At 42.6% G+C, this 16,185-nt stretch carries 16 protein-coding genes; 4 read left to right on the top strand and 12 right to left on the bottom strand.

The genetic code is table 11. The features are described from left to right. The first annotated feature begins 36 nt into the window (after positions 1–36). Positions 37–456 (top strand): molybdenum cofactor biosynthesis protein MoaE, encoded by a 420-nt coding sequence (locus tag MuYL_RS14580; RefSeq protein ID WP_245845556.1) that lies wholly within the window; start codon positions 37–39, stop codon positions 454–456. 43 nt (positions 457–499) lie between these two features. Here MuYL_RS14580 and MuYL_RS14585 read toward each other — a convergent pair whose 3' ends face one another. The 5 genes from MuYL_RS14585 to moaA are packed head-to-tail and all read right to left on the bottom strand — an operon-like array spanning position 500 to position 5,413. Continuing rightward, positions 500–1,561, bottom strand: coding sequence for a HesA/MoeB/ThiF family protein (locus tag MuYL_RS14585; RefSeq protein WP_094571270.1), 1,062 nt, complete (start codon positions 1,559–1,561; stop codon positions 500–502). After that, positions 1,558–2,745 carry an NTP transferase domain-containing protein gene (locus MuYL_RS23535; protein ID WP_211710155.1) on the bottom strand — a complete coding sequence of 396 codons (1,188 nt, stop codon included), beginning with the start codon at positions 2,743–2,745 and terminating at the stop codon, positions 1,558–1,560. Before MuYL_RS23535 ends, MuYL_RS14585 begins: the two co-directional genes overlap by 4 nt. Continuing rightward, the gene (gene moaC, locus MuYL_RS14595; RefSeq protein WP_094571271.1) at positions 2,705–3,175 is read right to left on the bottom strand and encodes a cyclic pyranopterin monophosphate synthase MoaC; all 471 of its coding nucleotides are present in this window, start codon (positions 3,173–3,175) and stop codon (positions 2,705–2,707) included. The genes MuYL_RS23535 and moaC overlap by 41 nt, the downstream gene beginning before the upstream one ends. Positions 3,176–3,202: 27 nt before the next feature. Further along, positions 3,203–4,399 (bottom strand): molybdopterin molybdotransferase MoeA, encoded by a 1,197-nt coding sequence (locus tag MuYL_RS14600; protein ID WP_094571272.1) that lies wholly within the window; start codon positions 4,397–4,399, stop codon positions 3,203–3,205. 24 nt (positions 4,400–4,423) lie between these two features. Next, complete coding sequence (gene moaA / locus MuYL_RS14605) at positions 4,424–5,413, bottom strand: GTP 3',8-cyclase MoaA (RefSeq protein WP_094571273.1); 990 nt, start codon at positions 5,411–5,413, stop codon at positions 4,424–4,426. Between the two features lie 224 nt (positions 5,414–5,637). Here moaA and MuYL_RS14610 point away from each other — a divergent pair, with 224 nt between their 5' ends. Next, positions 5,638–6,786 (top strand): XdhC family protein, encoded by a 1,149-nt coding sequence (locus MuYL_RS14610; protein WP_094571274.1) that lies wholly within the window; start codon positions 5,638–5,640, stop codon positions 6,784–6,786. 5 nt (positions 6,787–6,791) lie between these two features. Further along, the gene (locus MuYL_RS14615) at positions 6,792–7,394 is read left to right on the top strand and encodes a nucleotidyltransferase family protein (RefSeq protein ID WP_094571275.1); all 603 of its coding nucleotides are present in this window, start codon (positions 6,792–6,794) and stop codon (positions 7,392–7,394) included. An 80-nt stretch (positions 7,395–7,474) separates the two neighbouring features. On the opposite strand, the gene MuYL_RS14620 is transcribed toward MuYL_RS14615, so the two are convergent. The 6 genes from MuYL_RS14620 to MuYL_RS14645 form a co-directional block, all read right to left on the bottom strand. After that, on the bottom strand, positions 7,475–8,647 hold the full coding sequence (locus MuYL_RS14620) for an aldose epimerase family protein (RefSeq protein WP_094571276.1): 1,173 nt from the start codon (positions 8,645–8,647) through the stop codon (positions 7,475–7,477). 33 nt (positions 8,648–8,680) lie between these two features. Further along, positions 8,681–9,754 carry a glycoside hydrolase 5 family protein gene (locus MuYL_RS14625; protein ID WP_211710156.1) on the bottom strand — a complete coding sequence of 358 codons (1,074 nt, stop codon included), beginning with the start codon at positions 9,752–9,754 and terminating at the stop codon, positions 8,681–8,683. Positions 9,755–9,762: 8 nt separating this feature from the next. Continuing rightward, entirely contained in the window at positions 9,763–10,800 is a 1,038-nt protein-coding gene (locus MuYL_RS14630) for a glycoside hydrolase family 43 protein (protein ID WP_094571277.1), read from the bottom strand. A gap of 98 nt (positions 10,801–10,898) precedes the next feature. Then, on the bottom strand, positions 10,899–11,768 hold the full coding sequence (locus MuYL_RS14635) for a TIGR01459 family HAD-type hydrolase (RefSeq protein ID WP_094571278.1): 870 nt from the start codon (positions 11,766–11,768) through the stop codon (positions 10,899–10,901). A gap of 81 nt (positions 11,769–11,849) precedes the next feature. After that, entirely contained in the window at positions 11,850–12,950 is a 1,101-nt protein-coding gene (locus tag MuYL_RS14640) for a hypothetical protein (protein WP_245845559.1), read from the bottom strand. A gap of 6 nt (positions 12,951–12,956) precedes the next feature. Beyond that, a complete protein-coding gene (locus MuYL_RS14645; protein WP_094572959.1) occupies positions 12,957–14,315 on the bottom strand; it encodes a glutamine synthetase family protein in 1,359 nt (452 codons plus the stop codon). Positions 14,316–14,430: 115 nt separating this feature from the next. On the opposite strand from MuYL_RS14645, the gene MuYL_RS14650 reads away from it, so the two are divergent. Then, positions 14,431–14,829: a gamma-glutamylcyclotransferase family protein gene (locus MuYL_RS14650; protein ID WP_094571279.1), complete on the top strand. Its 399-nt coding sequence runs from the start codon at positions 14,431–14,433 to the stop codon at positions 14,827–14,829. A 60-nt stretch (positions 14,830–14,889) separates the two neighbouring features. Here MuYL_RS14650 and MuYL_RS14655 read toward each other — a convergent pair whose 3' ends face one another. Further along, positions 14,890–15,900, bottom strand: a complete 1,011-nt coding sequence (locus MuYL_RS14655; RefSeq protein ID WP_094571280.1) for a glutamine synthetase beta-grasp domain-containing protein — start codon at positions 15,898–15,900, stop codon at positions 14,890–14,892. Positions 15,901–16,185: the final 285 nt, after the last annotated feature.

Raw genomic sequence — 16,185 nt, forward strand, 5'->3', positions numbered from 1 at the left:
GCACTACCACCGTCCAGACGCTAAATAATTAAAACGTTGATCACAGACATTCAAATTTTCGATACTGCCCTTCAAATCCAATCGGCCATCAACTGGATCATGTCGCCTGAATCAGGCGGAATTGATGTTTTTATAGGTACCGTGCGTAATGCTACAAAAGGCAAAAAAGTAATCCGCCTTGAATTTGAGGCTTATGAGCCTATGGCATTGGCCGAAATGAAGAAGATAGCACAAGTAGCTTTCGATAAATGGCCGGTGCAAAAGGTGCTGGTCCATCACCGTACAGGGGTGCTTGAAGTTGGGGAAGTCCCGGTAATTATTGCCGTATCTGCTGCACACCGGGCGGCGGCTTTCGATGCCTGCCGGTATATTATTGATACGCTGAAGCAAACAGTCCCGATCTGGAAAAAAGAAATTTTTGAAGATGGTGAAGTTTGGGTAGCGGCACACCCATAGTAAAGGCGATAAGTTAAGTTACGATGTGGCTTTGCGTTTGCTGCTAACCAAAAACTTCCGTCCAGTCATTTAATCCCCCTAATAAAGAAAACGCAGCAGTACCGGGATATTTTAGTTTCATGATCTTTACGGCTTCGGCGCTTCGTTTACCGGATGCACAATAAAAAATTATCTTTTTGTTTTTGTCAATAGCATCCATGCGGGAGAGTAAAACACCTATCGGGATATGTTCACCACCTATATTAAATTCTTCCCGTTCTTCTATCGTCCTTACATCTATCAACTGAACACTATCCTGATCCAGTTCTATTTTAAGCTCAACCGCAGAAATTGTGGGAACAATTACAGTTTCAACCAGTTTCGTAATTCTCGCCTGGGAAGTATCGCCTATTTTTATCACGCGGCTCTGCATGGTTTGGGCATCAAATATCAAGATTTTTCCGGCCAGCAATTCGCCTGTATGGGTAAGATACTTTATAACTTCGTTAGCCTGTATACAGCCAATAATTCCCGCCAGGGTAGGTATCACACCGCCCTCGGTGCAATTAGGAATTTGTGAGGCATCCACCTGCGGAAAAAGATCACGGTAATTGGGCGACCTTCCGCCTGATTCGCCGGCTACATTCCATACTGCCGCCTGACCCTCAAATTGGTAAATTGCTCCATAAACCAGCGGTTTGCCGGAAATTACTGCAGCGTCGTTCAATAAATAGCGGGTTTCAAAATTGTCCGTCCCGTCAACTATAATATCATAAGCAGCGATCAATTCCATTACATTTTGCGAGGTAATCCTCGCATCATGCGGAACTAATTTTATCCCCGGGTTTTGTTTTTGCAAACGCTCACATGCTACTGTTACCTTCTTTTGTCCATAATCAGCAGGTGTATATAATACCTGCCTGTGCAAGTTACTGTCAGATACCGTATCAAAATCAACAATTCCCAGTGTACCTACACCCGCTGCCGCAAGGTATTGCGCAGTCGGGCAACCCAACCCACCGGCCCCCGCTACCAGTACGCGCGCATTCTGTAACAGGTTTTGCGTGTGCTCATTAAAACCCGGCAAAGCTATCTGGCAACTATATCTTACAAAGTCTGGTTTCATTCGGCAGCTATTTTTTGATGTAAAACCCTTTTTATATCTTCAAATTCATCGCGCGTGTTCACGTTGGTTAGCGCAGCCGGGTTTGCGGCGGTAAGCAAAGTTACATCGCTGTTTATTAATACCTTTCGCGGGCACGAATATCCCTGTGCCAAAAACGACAATAACAACGGGTAACTTTTAGGCTCCCAAATAGTTATTAAGGGTTCAGGAAACTCATTAACCGGGCTTCTGTAAGCCGTCGCAACAGACGAAGGCCTTCGCTCCTCCACTAAATAATCTAAAGCTTCTTCATTCATCAGCGGCAGGTCGCAGGCTACTACAAGCCAGGCACTATCCGGCTGCTCTCTAAATGCTGATAAGATGGCTCCGTACGGCCCAAGGTCAGTAAACGTATCAGCAAGGCTTAAGTAGTCTTTATCAATTTCACTTTTTTGATCGGCCCTGCATGAAATAAATACGTCATTACAAAAAGGCTTTAGCAGATCAGCCATGTGGTAGCGCTGTTCCTTCCCGTGCCAGTTTACAGCACCCTTGTCAAAACCCATCCGCTGGCTTTTACCACCGGCAAGCACCAATCCGTTTAACGGCGGTTTGGACATCGATAGCTGTTTTTTGAAAAATTCATTTATATTTTCGGCATCTTCAATCCGGTAAACCGGCAGTTCGTGCCAGTTCGGGATAGCCTCTTGTATAAAATCAAAAACATCCGTTGAGTGCTCCGTCAGCAAAAATAATTGAACGTTGTTTAACTGATCTGCCCGTTTTTGTAATGAGGCCCTTTTCTTCTCGCTGATGATCACTACCTGTGCCTTACACTGGTGGTGGTTGCCATTTGCAATTACTACATCAACCTCTGAAAAAGTATCCCTTAATTTAAATGAGTTAAAATCTGCACTGTAACTTAGCTGGCGATAATTTAGCTGGTCGCTATAATCAAGGGATGCCCCGCCCGACAAGCGCCCTGGTAACTGGATAATATCATCATTGTGAACCGTATCGACATAGGCACATCTGTAATCTGCTGCCAACACACTGATCACCTGGTCGGCAAGCACTTTTATAGCCGTGCAGAGGCCGCCAACAATGGCCCATTCATTCCGGTTAAAGGTACCGAACGCCGGCCGCACAAGTGCTGTATGTTTTTTATGCTCTTTTGAAATCACGTTTACCTCCTGTTTTTTCAATCAGTTTGGTTTCTTTAATAACTATGTCATGACTCATGGCCTTGCACATATCATAAACCGTTAAAGCTGCCATTGAAGCGCCAACCAGTGCCTCCATTTCAACACCTGTTTTGGCTGTTATACTCGCAGTACAATCAATAACCACTTCCTGTTTTTCATTCAGGATAATTGTAATGTTGCAATTGTCCAAACCAAGCGGATGACAAAGCGGAATGAGTTCACCGGTTTTTTTTGCCGCCATAATACCGGCAATTATTGCTATTTGAAAAACGGAACCCTTTTTTGTCTGCAGATCACCATTTGTTAAATGCGTTAACACCTCTCCCGGTAACGATACTATGCTGCGTGCTACTGCCGTGCGGTGGGTTACCGTTTTCTCAGTTACATCAACCATTTTTGGATTTCCGCTTTTATCTAAGTGCGTGATCATATTTTATCTGTTTTGCGTAGCCGGGTCTCAGGCAAATGGCCACACTTTAAATACTTCTCCCTTTTTAAATTCATTTCGCTCTAAAGGTAGTTCCATAAATGCATCTGTATCGGTTAAATTAGCAAAATCCCCCGATCCGTTTCCCTCAACGGGGATCGCAACCAATTGGCAATACTCATTTTGCTGCAGTTTTACCTGCAAAAAGTATTTTAAAGGATGGTGAAAGCTAATTCTGCTATTCAAAACTGCACTTAATGCCAGCTTTTGTTTTTTCCCTATAGAGGCGTTTAGCCAGGGTAAAAAATACCGGTGCAGGCACATAAAAGTAGCTACCGGATTACCCGGAAATGCAAATACCAACGGCCCTTTGTTGTGTTTACCGAACCAAAAAGGCTTGCCGGGCCGCTGCTGAACCTTATAAAAAAGCTGTTCAACTTTTAATTCCTCAAGTGCTTTGGGGATATGATCAAACTTACCCATTGATACACCGCCGCTAAGCAATATCACATCATAATTTTCAAGACACGTTTTCAATTGTTTCTTTATTACCAGCTCATCATCAGGCAGGTGCAACATATCAGCGTCTATGTGGTGCTGTGTTAGTACCGCTTTAACTGTGTAATTATTTGACCGCCTGATTTGGTATGGTGATGGGGTTTGATCAATATCCACCAGCTCATCACCCGAAGAAAGGATCACCACCCGCGGTAATTTCTTGACCCTAAGTTCAGTTTCGCCAACAGAAGCAATCATACTGATTAGCGTCGGGGTTATCAGCTGCCCGATGCCGGCTACCTGTTCATTATGTTTTTTGTCCTGCCCCTTGTAGTGAATATTTTGTCCTCTCTTTATTTCGTTGGTTACCAGCGTTGCCAAACCGGCCCGCAGCGAAAGGTCTTCATAACGAATGATCGTATCAACTGATCCTGGCAACATGGCCCCGGTCATTATCTCAATGCACTCATCCTGTTCTTCAATATCAACAGGTTCATCCCCTGCTGCCTGGGTTGCCTTTATTTTAAAAGTACATACTCCGTCTTCAATAGCGTTATAGTTAACTGCTATCCCGTCCATGGTAACCCGGTTAAATGGCGGCAAATCCCGGTCGGCCTTAATGTTCTCAGCCAGCACCCTTCCCAGTGAAAGTTCAAACGGAATAATTTCTGCACCATAGTCTGCAGCCTGTGCCAGTATTACTTTTTCGGCTTCTTCAACAGTAATCATATACCCGCATTTATAATATTAGTATTAACCACCTATTGTGGCCATTGATTCATGCACACCCTGGTTTGCAGCCCTCAGGTGTTCCGCTTCCCAGCCATCCTTCGCCCTGCTATTAAACGTTTTTAAAAGCATCATTTTTAAATCGCTTTCAGTAACGCCCAGCCGCAGCTGGTCTTTAATATTCATAACCCCATTGTCATACAAACAGGTTTTCAATTCCCCCTCAGGTGTAATGCGGATCCGGTTACAGCTTCCGCAAAATGTACGTGAATATGCTGCAATTATTCCAATGCTGCCTTTGTGCCCCGGTACCTGGTAATTGTATGAAGTTGAATACTGCGGATCATCAAGTTTTTTCAAATCCGTGTAAGTGTTTTTTATTTCATCAAGAATGCGCACATAATCCCATTTTAAACCTGTATAAACATGGCCGTCGCCGTTAAAGGGCATTTCTTCAATAAAGCGCACGCTAACAGGCAAGTCTTTCGTCAATTCAACTAACGGAATAATATCCTGCGTGTTTTTTCCGTCCATCACCACCGCGTTTATCTTAACCTCAATATCGTGCTCCAAAAGCCCGTTAAGGGTATCCATCACATTCGAAAATTCATCCCGCTTGGTAATGCTAAAAAAACGGCCCGCATCCAGCGTATCCAAACTTAAATTAACCGATTTTACCCCTATCTTTTTCAACTGCGCCACATGCGGCGCAGTTAAAACGCCGTTGGTGGTTAATGTAAGTTCCTTTAATCCCGGCAGTTCAGAAAGTGCTGTCAATAATTTCATGATATCTTTCCGCACAAATGGTTCGCCACCGGTTATTCTTATTTTTTCAATCCCCATTTCAACCAGCAAAGCACAGGTTTGCTGCATTTCTTCATAGGTCATGAGTTGTTTGCGACTTAACCAGTTTAAACCCTCTTCGGGCATGCAATAAAAACAACGCAAGTTGCACCGGTCAGTTACCGCAAGCCGCAGGTAGTTTATTTTTCGTCCGTGATTATCTGTTAACAACTAAAAAACTTTTATAATGATAAAAAAACGCAATAAGCGCACGCTGGCTTAATACCGCCTGTGTAAAAGTAAATATTACAAATCAGTACATTGTTTTTTGATTGTACTTTTTATGTTATTAATCACACATTATTTACAAACCAATGAATTTATGAGCACTAATTGCCGTTAAATATTTACGGTATTGACCTATATTTGTTAACCCACCTACAGTATTATAAATTTTGAAAGAATTACAGGACATAGTAAACGCATTTGATAAAGCAGCCGGTGCCGGTAAGCAAACAGCATTGGCTACCGTTGTTTTGGTTGAAGGCTCGTCTTACCGGCGGGCCGGCGCCCGGATGCTGGTTACCGAGGACGGCCAGCTTACCGGGGCAATAAGCGGCGGATGCCTGGAAGGCGACGCGCTGCGAAAGGCACGGTTGGTTATGGCACAAAATAAACCGATGCTGGTTACTTATGACACTACGGACGACGACGACGCCAAATTGGGGGTTGGGCTTGGTTGTAACGGCATTATACACATCCTGATAGAACCGCTGTTTCCTGAAAACCCAAATTCGCCGATCAATTTATTCCGGCTGTTTTTAAGCAAAAGACAACCCGTAGTACTGATAACCGTGTTTTCATTAAATAACAGGCAGGCAACCCAGCCCGGCACCTGCCTGCTGATGAAGGCAGATAAACAAACCCGGGGAGCAATTCCTGATGATGAGATAAAGGAAGCTGTGCTTGGCGATGCAAAAGAAGTGCTCAAAAAAGGCAATTCGGTAACTAAAACCTATGTTTACGGCAACGGCTATACCTGTTTTATTGAACTGCTGCAACCTGCCGTTGCACTGATATTATTTGGTGCCGGCAATGATGCCATTCCAATGGTTGAAATGGCTTCGGTTTTGGGCTGGCAGGTAACTTTGGTTGACGGGCGCGCAAATTATGCGGTTTCAGCACGTTTTCCGCTAGCCAGGAAGATCATTATAGCCAAACCAGACCAGGCACTTTTGCAGCTTAGGTTTGACGAACGTACGGTTGTTGTGCTAATGACCCATAATTACAATTACGATATGGCGATGTTACGCCAGCTGTTGCCGCTGCAATTATCTTACGTGGCATCGCTTGGCCCTAAAAAAAGACTGCAAAGAATGTTGAATGAGTTGCAGGATGAAGGCCTGGCTATTTCAGCTGAGCAGTTAAGAAGCATTTACGGGCCGGCTGGGATTGATATAGGCTCCGAAAACGCTGATGAAATTGCTTTATCTATCATTGCTGAAATACAGGCTGTATTAAATAAAAGGAAAGTAAATTCTTTAAGAGATAAAATTGCTGTGCATAACCGTGAGACTACGGTGGTTACTGAAAATAATCTTTAAATAAAATGACCGGAATTATCATCCTGGCGGCCGGTTCATCAAGCAGGTTGGGCCAGCCAAAGCAGAATTTAGTTTATCAGGGCGAAACTTTACTTCAACGCAGCGTAAGGTCGGCGCTGGCTACCGGTTGCCACCCTGTTGTAGTAATGCTGGGCGCTAATGCCGACGTGATAAAACCCACGATTGAAAAATTCCCCGTGTACATTATTTATAACGAAAACTGGAAAGATGGTATGTCATCATCTATTCATTTAGGCATAAATGAATTACAGAAAAAGAATGCGCAAATTTCAGGTGTTATTTTAATGCTTTGTGATCAGCCTTTTGTAGATGCACGCTTGCTAAACCAGTTGGTACAGGAAAAATCGCAAAAAAGCATTACCGCGTGCGCTTATAACAGCGGAATAGGCCCCCCTGTATTTTTTGATGCTTACTACTTCCCGGAACTACTTTTATTAAAAGGGAATGAAGGCGCTAAAAATCTGATACTTAAACATGGAGACCATGTTACTACTATCCCCTTCCCATCAGGGGGTATCGACGTAGATACAGTTGAAGACTTTGAAAACCTGGTCAGTAATTCTGACAACCCTGGCTCACCCTTGTAATAATTATGCCTTCCCGGGAAACGCTGCGCGATTGCTGCATCGGCTCCCGAAAAGGCACAAAACTTGTAAAGACTTATCGGTTATTTTACTACCGAAAATTTATAGCTCGACTGGGTTTTATAAACATCACCCGGCTTTAAAATCGTTGAAGGAAATGATGGCTGGTTTGGCGAATCAGGAAAGTGCTGTGTTTCCAATGCGAACGAAGTACGGTAATCGTCTTTCTTACCTGCTTTCATAACATTTAACCCTTTCATAAAGTTCCCGCTGTAAAACTGCAGGCCAGGCTCCTCGGTAAATACCTCCATTTTTATACCGCTTTTGTCACCAATTACGGTTGCCACTGCAGTAGTAATGGTGTGTTTATTCAGAACAAAGTTATGGTCATATCCTTTTCCGTTCTTAAGCTGGATATTATCATCATTAATGCGGCTGCCGATAGTTACCGGCTTGCGGAAATCAAACGGCGTGTTAGCTACGGTTTCAATTTTTCCTAAAGGTATCAACGTCGAGTCAACAGGCACGTAGGTATCGGCATCAACCTGTAAGGTATGATTCAGCACCGTACCGCTGCCTGCGCCATTTAAGTTAAAAAACGCATGGTTAGTTAGGTTAACAATTGTTTTCTTATCAGTGGTTGCTTCGTAGTCGCATTTAAATGAATTATCATCGGTAAGCGAATACGTTACCTTAACCTTTAAATTACCCGGAAAACCTTCCTCCATATCTTTTGACAGGTAGCTCAATTCCAACGTTGCTGAATCAATAAGTTTTGCATCCCAAACCATTTCCTGGAAACCTTTTTTGCCTCCGTGCAGCATATTGGGTGCGTTGTTGGTGCTTGACTGATATTCCTTTCCATCTATCTTAAACTTTCCTTTTGCAATACGATTGCCATAGCGGCCAATAGTAGCGCCGTAATAGCGCTCGGTTGATTTCTCGAACCCGCGTACACTGTCAAATCCTAAAACAACGTCGGTTAATTTACCTTCCTTGTCCGGAACCAATATGCTTACTACGCGCCCGCCGTAATTGGTTATGGCGGCTTCCATACCATGTTTGTTTTTCAAAATATACAGGTGTGTCTGTTTACCGTTAATGGTTTTTGCATAGGCAGCCGTATCAGGCAAAGCATGTGAAGTACTATCAGTCATAGTGGTGTTTTTTTTGTCAGTTGATGTTTGATTACAGGCTGATATAGCTAATATACATGCCGGTAATAATATTGCAGATAATTTTTTTGGAAGCTTCATAAAATGGCTAATTTAATAATTGGTTTAGTTTGGTTATTTGTCGTTTAGTTTTTTAATTAAATCCACTTCTTCCTGTTTATACGGCTGGCCATCCTTACGGAAGATGTCATGAAACCATACTTTTGGTTCGGCACCGTCAGGCATTGGGGTGTCCCAGGCGTAAATAGTATTGGTTTTACCGCTTACAAAACCCCAGTTAATAGCTCCTACATTTTCTTTTTTCAGCATCGGCATGGTGTTCTCAAATGTACTGTTCCGGGGCCGCGCCATGTATTCGGTACAAATAACAGGGCGGTTATTTATTTTAAGTAATTGAACTACGCGCTGATGCAGCTCTGGTGAATCATAGCAATGGTAGGTTATTACATCAGAATTTTTTAGCTGCACTTTATTTAATGCTTCCAAATTCCAGTCCCACATCCCTGAGCTTACCGGCTGATCGGGGTTTACAGCATGCGCCCACGCAAATACTTTTGGTAAAAGCCTTGATGCTATCTTATTTTTATCGCCATTGCCCGGCTCGTTGTACAAATCCCAAAGTAAAATACGCTTGTCATGCTTAAAGGTGGTTAAAATATCGTCCACGTAAACCTTAAGTGCTGCAAAATCGGCTTCTGTGGTAAGCGGCCTGCCCGGGTCCTGCATCCAGCCCGAATTATGAATCCCCGGTTTTGGGTCCGGCTGTTTACCCGGCCTGGCGTTAGGATTCCAGCAATCATCAAAAAAAACAAAAATGGTTTGAATATGATGTTTATCTGCAATTGCTAAATATTTGCTGATCCTTGATTTAAATCCCCTAGGGTCTTCTTTCCAAACCACGCTATGCAAAAAAACACGCATCGCATTAAATCCAATGCGCTCTGCGTAGCCCAGCTCCCTGTCAATTGTTGCCGGATCAAAGGTTTCTGCCTGCCACATTTCCAGCTGGTTAATGGCCGTACTTGGCGAAAAATTAGCACCGTTTATCCATTTGTGCTGTGCATACCAGGCATTTGCCTTTTCTGCCGGCCAGATATTTGAAACGGTTTTCTTCTGCGCAAATATTGCGGGAGAAACGGTTAGTAATAACCCAATTGCAAGCAGGCTCTTTAAATTGAATAATCTCATGTTTATTGTTATTGTGATGGTGCAGTAATGTAAATACCCTCTTTTACCGGTGTTCCAAAGTCCGGTGTCCCGTCTGCATTCCAGCTAAACTTTTGCATTCTTGGCGATCTGTCCTTACCGCAACCTTGCCCGGGCTGCGAATTGGCGTGGTATAGAATCCAATCTTCCTTACCATCGGCAGATTTAAAAAAGGAATTGTGCCCCGGTGCATAAACACCATTTTCCGGTGATTGCTTAAATACCGGCTGAGCCGATTTTGTCCAGGAAGCAGAATCTAACAAATTTTTATCTGTCGATGCACTGAGCATTCCCAATGCATAATAATCCGTCCAGCAGCCACTTGCCGAATAAACCAGGAAAAGCTTGTTATTATGTTTTAAAATTTCCGGGCCTTCATTTACATTCACATGTGGCGGGTTACCGCTATCGTGCAGATCGCCATATTTTTCCCAGTTATAGGTAGGACTGGAGATCTTTACCCGTTTAGTACCAACGGTCCATGGATTTTTCAGCTGCGCTATGTAAATATTTTGCTGCCCGTTCTCATCGCCTTCCCAACCGGCCCATATCATATACAGCTTGCCTTTGTTTTCAAATACCGATGCGTCAATAGCCCACTTATTCGTAGCATCTGAAATTTTGCCCTTAAATGTCCAGTTGCCCAGCTGCGGATCAGCGGAAGCATTTTCCAAAACGTAGATCCTGTGGTTATTGTTGCTTCCCTCATCGGCAGCAAAATACAGGTACCATTTATGATTTATGAAATGAAGCTCGGGTGCCCATATTTCTTTGGAATAAGATGTATTGGGTGGCGGTGTCCAAACCGTTACTTCTTTTGCAGATTTAAGATCTGCCATGTTTTTGGTTTTGTATAAAACTATCCTATCGCCTTTGCTACTGGTGTAATAGTAATACCCGGTATGATATATTACCCAGGGATCGGCACCCGACGGCAATAGCGGGTTAGTAAACTCTTTTTTATGAGATTGCGCCAGCGCAGCATTAAAAAATAAAACTGTTAAAAATACATTTAAAAGTTGTTTCATAAAAAAAGGCCGTAGCTATAAATTGGTTTATGAAATTCAGGGTTATGAACGCTAAGGTAGTTTTTATTTTTAATTGCGGCAAATTTTCAGTTTTACTGTTAAAAATCAAACCCGTCAAGGCCTACAACTGCCGAATCGCAAATATAAGTGGGTACGATGCCGGTAGAAGTGATTCGGTTATCAGCGTCTTTGGGAAGCGTGTTGCCCGATAATACCAGCACTGTATCCAGCCCGAATTTATTACCGCCCAGAATATCAGTTTGCAACGTGTCCCCTACCATCACAATTTGTTTTTTACTGATCGGCCGGTATTCGCGGATCAGGTCATAAGCAAACATAAACATTTGTGAGTCGGGCTTTCCAAACCTTATAAACTGTTTACCTATTATACTTTCTATCATGGCGGCTATACCACCTATTGCAATGCCAACATCGCTTAATGATACCGGGTAGGCCTTGTCAGTATTGGCAACAATAACAGGAATGGTCCTTTTACGCAGGATATTGACCGTTTTATTCAGGTCATCGCACCAGTTAAAACCTTCATCATCCAAAAAAATCAGGGCATTTACCTTATCAATATTATCCGCGTTAATTTGGCTGACAGGAAGGGTATGCAAGCCCGAACTGTCAATATAGTGCGACGATTCAGGCGTACCTAAAAAGGCAACAATTCCATCATCCACCTTAAGGTCAAGGTATTCTTTAGTAAGCATCCCTGACGAAACAATCCGGTCATGGGTAATATGTTTTAACCCATGCCTGTGATAGCTCTCAGCCAGTTGTACCGGGCTGCGCGAGGCATCGTTGGTAACAATATAATATTCCTTGCCCTGGGCCTCCAGATAGTCGAATGTTTTATGGATGCCCGGCACAAGGCCCTGGTAAGTTTTAATTACGCCAAATGCATCAAAAAATATTATGTCGTATTTATCAATTATCGATTTAAAATTTTCAATGCGCTTCATGTTAGAGATTAGAGGTTAGAGACCAGAGGTTAGTTATTTAAATCTTATTTTTTCTATGAGTAATCAACTATGAGCCATGAACTACAGTCCTAGCGCATCAATTATTTTCTCCGCATCAAAATCCCTGTCGACTGATGGCAGATAGATTTCAAAAGCTTCTGCCTGCAGCTTTTTGGCATACTGTTCATTAAAAAAGTATTTACCATCCTTAATCACGTAATTTAAGATAAAAAAACGGTAAGCTTCCTTTAAAAATCTGATCTCGTCTGCTGTAATCGGATTTACTTTATGATATTCCTTTAAAAACAGGATAAACCTGTCTTCCATCATCGTAGTTATCACATAACTAAAAACGGTACGGTCGCCCCTGTCGGAGCATACGCGGCTAAAAAAGTAAAAATCCAGGATCCGGTAACTCATCCTGAACCAGTCATAATCCCAGCGGGAGTAAAGTTCAAGATCAGGCGTTACTGAAAAATTACCAATGTTCCAGTCAATAAACACAGGGATGATCTCGAAGGAAGACATGTTATATTTCGACCTGTTTTTGAGGAACAACTCGCAGTGATACTTCAAAAAATCAACCTGCATGGCCGATCCAAACTGTTTCTCATTGGTTTCCAGTTCACGCTGCAACGAAAAGATATCGGTCCGCAGCGTCTTTGACGATTTCGGCAGCACATTCTTAACCCTTGAGCAGGCTTTGTGAAATTTACCCACCTGTTGCCCCAGTTTTATAATGTGGTGATCCTCAAGGCGGCGGGGCAACCTGTCAAGGATTCTTGTGGGGTTGTAAAAAACCACCCATGCATCGGTTTTTCCCTGCTTGTACCGGTAAATATATACCCGGTTATTTTTAAGTAACGATTTTGAAAGTAAATTCTCAAAAGGGTAAAGCAGGTTATTTGATAACGCATGAATAATGCGGTGATCCTCTTTAAAGTGCTCATATTTCCCAAAGTAAGCCAGCTTTGCTATAACAATATCGTCATCATGAAAAGTTATCCTGAACACATGGTTGGTTGAAACCATGGCGCTGATATCCTCTATTTCTCTTATTGATTTTGACGCATCATATCCCTCCCACGCTTTTTTTAGTATAAAAGTGTAATCCAACGGCGTCAATGCTTTTGCTTTCGACTTAAGCGGCTGCTCAAGTTCTGCAATGTGTATAGTACTCATTATCAATTATATTATCTCGAAGTATCTTTTTAACTCCCAGTCAGTTACGCTTTTACCAAACTGGCGGCATTCCCATAAACGGGTATTTGTAAAATGATCAACAAAGGCATCTCCGAACATCTCTTTAGCCAGGGCTGAATCTTTCATTAAATTGGTCGCATCATAAAGGTTTGCTGAAAGGCTGCCATTTCTCGTATCCTGGTAACCGTTGCCAACCGTTGCCGGGATATTTAACGGTAACTTGTTTTTGATACCATATAACCCCGATGCCAGTGCTGCTGCCATGGCAATGTACGGATTGGTATCTGATCCGGGAATCCGCGTTTCCAAACGGGTATAATTTTCAGACGTGTGGATTACCCTGAGCGCCGTTGTGCGGTTATCAATACCCCAGGTTACTGTAGTTGGAGCCCAGGCACCCTCAACCAAACGTTTGTAGCTATTAATAGTTGGTGCATACATCGGTAAAATTTGCGGCAGGCAATGTAACTGCCCTGCAAGGTAATGCTTATGCAAATCACTCATATTGTATTCATCATCAGCACTATAAAACAGGTTTTTAGATTGATCCTTCGTCCAAAGACTTTGATGGATATGTCCGCTGCAACCGGGTAAATTTTCGTTCCATTTGGCCATAAACGTTGCCATTATCCCATGCTTGTTAGCTATTTCTTTTACCGCTGTTTTAAATAAAACCGCTTTATCAGCGGCTGCCAGCACATGGTCATGCAATATTGCGGCCTCATAAACCCCAGGGCCGGTTTCTGTATGCAAACCTTCCAGCGGAACGTCAAATTGCAGAAGCAGGTCGAACAGGTCATTATAAAACTCATCATTTAAAGATGTACGTAATATAGAATAGCCAAACATGCCGGGTGTAAGATTCTCCAGGTTGGTAAAGCTTTTTTCTTTTAAACTTTGCGGTGTTTCACTAAAATTGAACCATTCAAATTCCTGCGCAAACTCCGGGTGATAACCCAGGTCATCGCATTGTTTGGCAATCCGTTTTAGCAGACTCCGTCCGCAGGCCGGCAGGTCATTTCCATCGGCTTTACTAAAATCACCCAAAAAGAACGGGATATTCTCATCCCAGGGAACCGTTCTGAAGGTTGAAAGGTCAATGCGGCATAGCTGATCTGGATAGCCGGTGTGCCAGCCGGTAAGTTTCACGTTATCATAACAGGCATCGCTGCTGTCCCAGCCCCAAACCACGTCACAAAATCCATAGCCACCTTCCAGCCCGTCCATAAATTTTTTAAGATGAATTACCTTCCCCCGCAAAACGCCGTCGATATCAGCAAATGCAAACTTTATCTTTTTTATATCGTTTTCCTTAAGGTAGGCTATGATCTGATCTTCGTTCATAAGGCGTAGCATAATTGATGGCGGCAATTTAAGCAACATAAATTTAATGCTTAAATTAAAATTGTCACATTACCTATACGCGCGGCCCGGTATCTTTGTTTAAGCTAATTTAACTATGGAAGAAATTTGCAGCTATTTATTTGTTTACGGTTCCCTTTTAGATGATAAAAATAAATTTGCCATTTACCTGAAAGACAATTGCACATTTTATGCAGATGGAAAACTTACCGGCAAACTGTATGACATTGGTGAATACCCCGGCGCTATCTTACAAACTGAGGATGCAAACTATGTTCACGGAAAAGTTTTTTTGATAAACAAACCACAGGCGTTGTTTGAGCAGTTAGATGATTATGAAGGATACGGGGAAACACAACCCCAGCCAAACGAGTTTATAAGGGTATTGGCAGATATAGCGGTTGAAGCGGAATTATTGCGCTGCTGGACTTACCTGTATAATTTGCCCGTTGAAGAATTTAAGCAGATTGTATCAGGAAATTATTTCGATCAGTAAAAAAAATCCCCGGGCATTTTACTGCCAGGGGATTAGAACATATTTAGTTTAGTTAGGAAATTAAAGCACAGCCGATTTAACGGTTTTTATAATAACGGCAGCTACTTTGTACGGATCAGCAGCCGAGTTAGGGCGACGATCTTCCAGGTAGCCGTTCCAGCCTTTTTGTACAGTGTAAAGCGGGATGCGGATTGATGCACCACGATCAGAAACACCGTAGCTGTAATCGTGAATTGAAGCCGTTTCGTGTTTACCGGTTAAACGCAATTCATTGTGCGCTCCATAGACAGCGATACACTCAGCCACAGCCGGACGGAAAGCTTCGCAAATTTTATCGTAAGTTTCTTTGCTTCCTGCAGTTCTTAAAGTAGTGTTTGAGAAGTTAGCGTGCATGCCTGAACCATTCCAGTCTAATTCACCCAATGGTTTGCAATGCCAGTTGATAGACACACCATGCGCTTCACCTATTCTTTCTAATAAATAACGGGCAACCCAAATTTGGTCACCGGCTTCTTTAGCACCTTTAGCGAAGATCTGGAACTCCCACTGACCTGCTGCAACTTCTGCGTTGATACCTTCAACGTTTAAACCAGCCTCAAGGCAAACGTCTAAATGCTCTTCAACAATGTCACGACCGAAAGCGTTGTTTGCACCTACTGAGCAATAGTATGGACCCTGCGGACCTGGGTAGCCACCAGCCGGGAAACCAAGCGGTTTGTTTGTTTCCGGATCCCATAAAAAGTATTCCTGCTCAAAACCAAACCAGAAATCGTTGTCATCATCCTGGATCAGCGCACGGCCATTCGACTCGTGAGGTTTACCGGTTGAATCAAGTACTTCACACATTACCAGGTAAGCATCAAGCCTTCCCGGGTCTTTACAAATAAAAACAGGTTTCAGGATACAATCAGACGAGCCGCCTGGTGCCTGCTCGGTTGATGAACCGTCAAAACTCCAATTCGGACAGTCTTCTAATTTACCGCTGAAATCTTTCTCAATTTTTGTTTTGCTGCGCAGGCTTTGTGTTGGTTTGTAGCCATCAAGCCAGATGTACTCGAGTTTAGTTGCCATTGTTTAATGAATTTATAAAATAGGGTTGAAATCTTGTTTTTTGTATTTTTCTCTACAAATATTGATGCGAATTTAAATTATTTTTACAAATTTCATCATAAAATGTTAAAAAAATTCTAATTTTTTTCGAAAACATACATTTATAGTACGAAAATGCACAAAAATTAAAAAACATTTCTTTTGTTATTAACAATGAATTAAAAAACGATATAAAAAGGCAAAACCAGCTTGCAAATACTCATTTTTTGCAATTTTAATAAAAACATAACAACCATTCAGTTATTT

The sequence above is a fragment of the Mucilaginibacter xinganensis genome (assembly GCF_002257585.1).
Classification (GTDB): Bacteria; Bacteroidota; Bacteroidia; order Sphingobacteriales; family Sphingobacteriaceae; genus Mucilaginibacter; species Mucilaginibacter xinganensis.

Coding starts and splice junctions, on each gene's coding strand:
- MuYL_RS14585 (WP_094571270.1), bottom strand. CDS start 1,561: ATGAAACCAGACTTTGTAAGATATAGTTGCCAGATAGCTTTGCCGGGT.
- moaC (WP_094571271.1), bottom strand. CDS start 3,175: ATGATCACGCACTTAGATAAAAGCGGAAATCCAAAAATGGTTGATGTA.
- MuYL_RS14600 (WP_094571272.1), bottom strand. CDS start 4,399: ATGATTACTGTTGAAGAAGCCGAAAAAGTAATACTGGCACAGGCTGCA.
- MuYL_RS14615 (WP_094571275.1), top strand. CDS start 6,792: ATGACCGGAATTATCATCCTGGCGGCCGGTTCATCAAGCAGGTTGGGC.
- MuYL_RS14620 (WP_094571276.1), bottom strand. CDS start 8,647: ATGAAGCTTCCAAAAAAATTATCTGCAATATTATTACCGGCATGTATA.
- MuYL_RS14625 (WP_211710156.1), bottom strand. CDS start 9,754: ATGAGATTATTCAATTTAAAGAGCCTGCTTGCAATTGGGTTATTACTA.
- MuYL_RS14630 (WP_094571277.1), bottom strand. CDS start 10,800: ATGAAACAACTTTTAAATGTATTTTTAACAGTTTTATTTTTTAATGCT.
- MuYL_RS14635 (WP_094571278.1), bottom strand. CDS start 11,768: ATGAAGCGCATTGAAAATTTTAAATCGATAATTGATAAATACGACATA.
- MuYL_RS14640 (WP_245845559.1), bottom strand. CDS start 12,950: ATGAGTACTATACACATTGCAGAACTTGAGCAGCCGCTTAAGTCGAAA.
- MuYL_RS14645 (WP_094572959.1), bottom strand. CDS start 14,315: ATGAACGAAGATCAGATCATAGCCTACCTTAAGGAAAACGATATAAAA.
- MuYL_RS14650 (WP_094571279.1), top strand. CDS start 14,431: ATGGAAGAAATTTGCAGCTATTTATTTGTTTACGGTTCCCTTTTAGAT.
- MuYL_RS14655 (WP_094571280.1), bottom strand. CDS start 15,900: ATGGCAACTAAACTCGAGTACATCTGGCTTGATGGCTACAAACCAACA.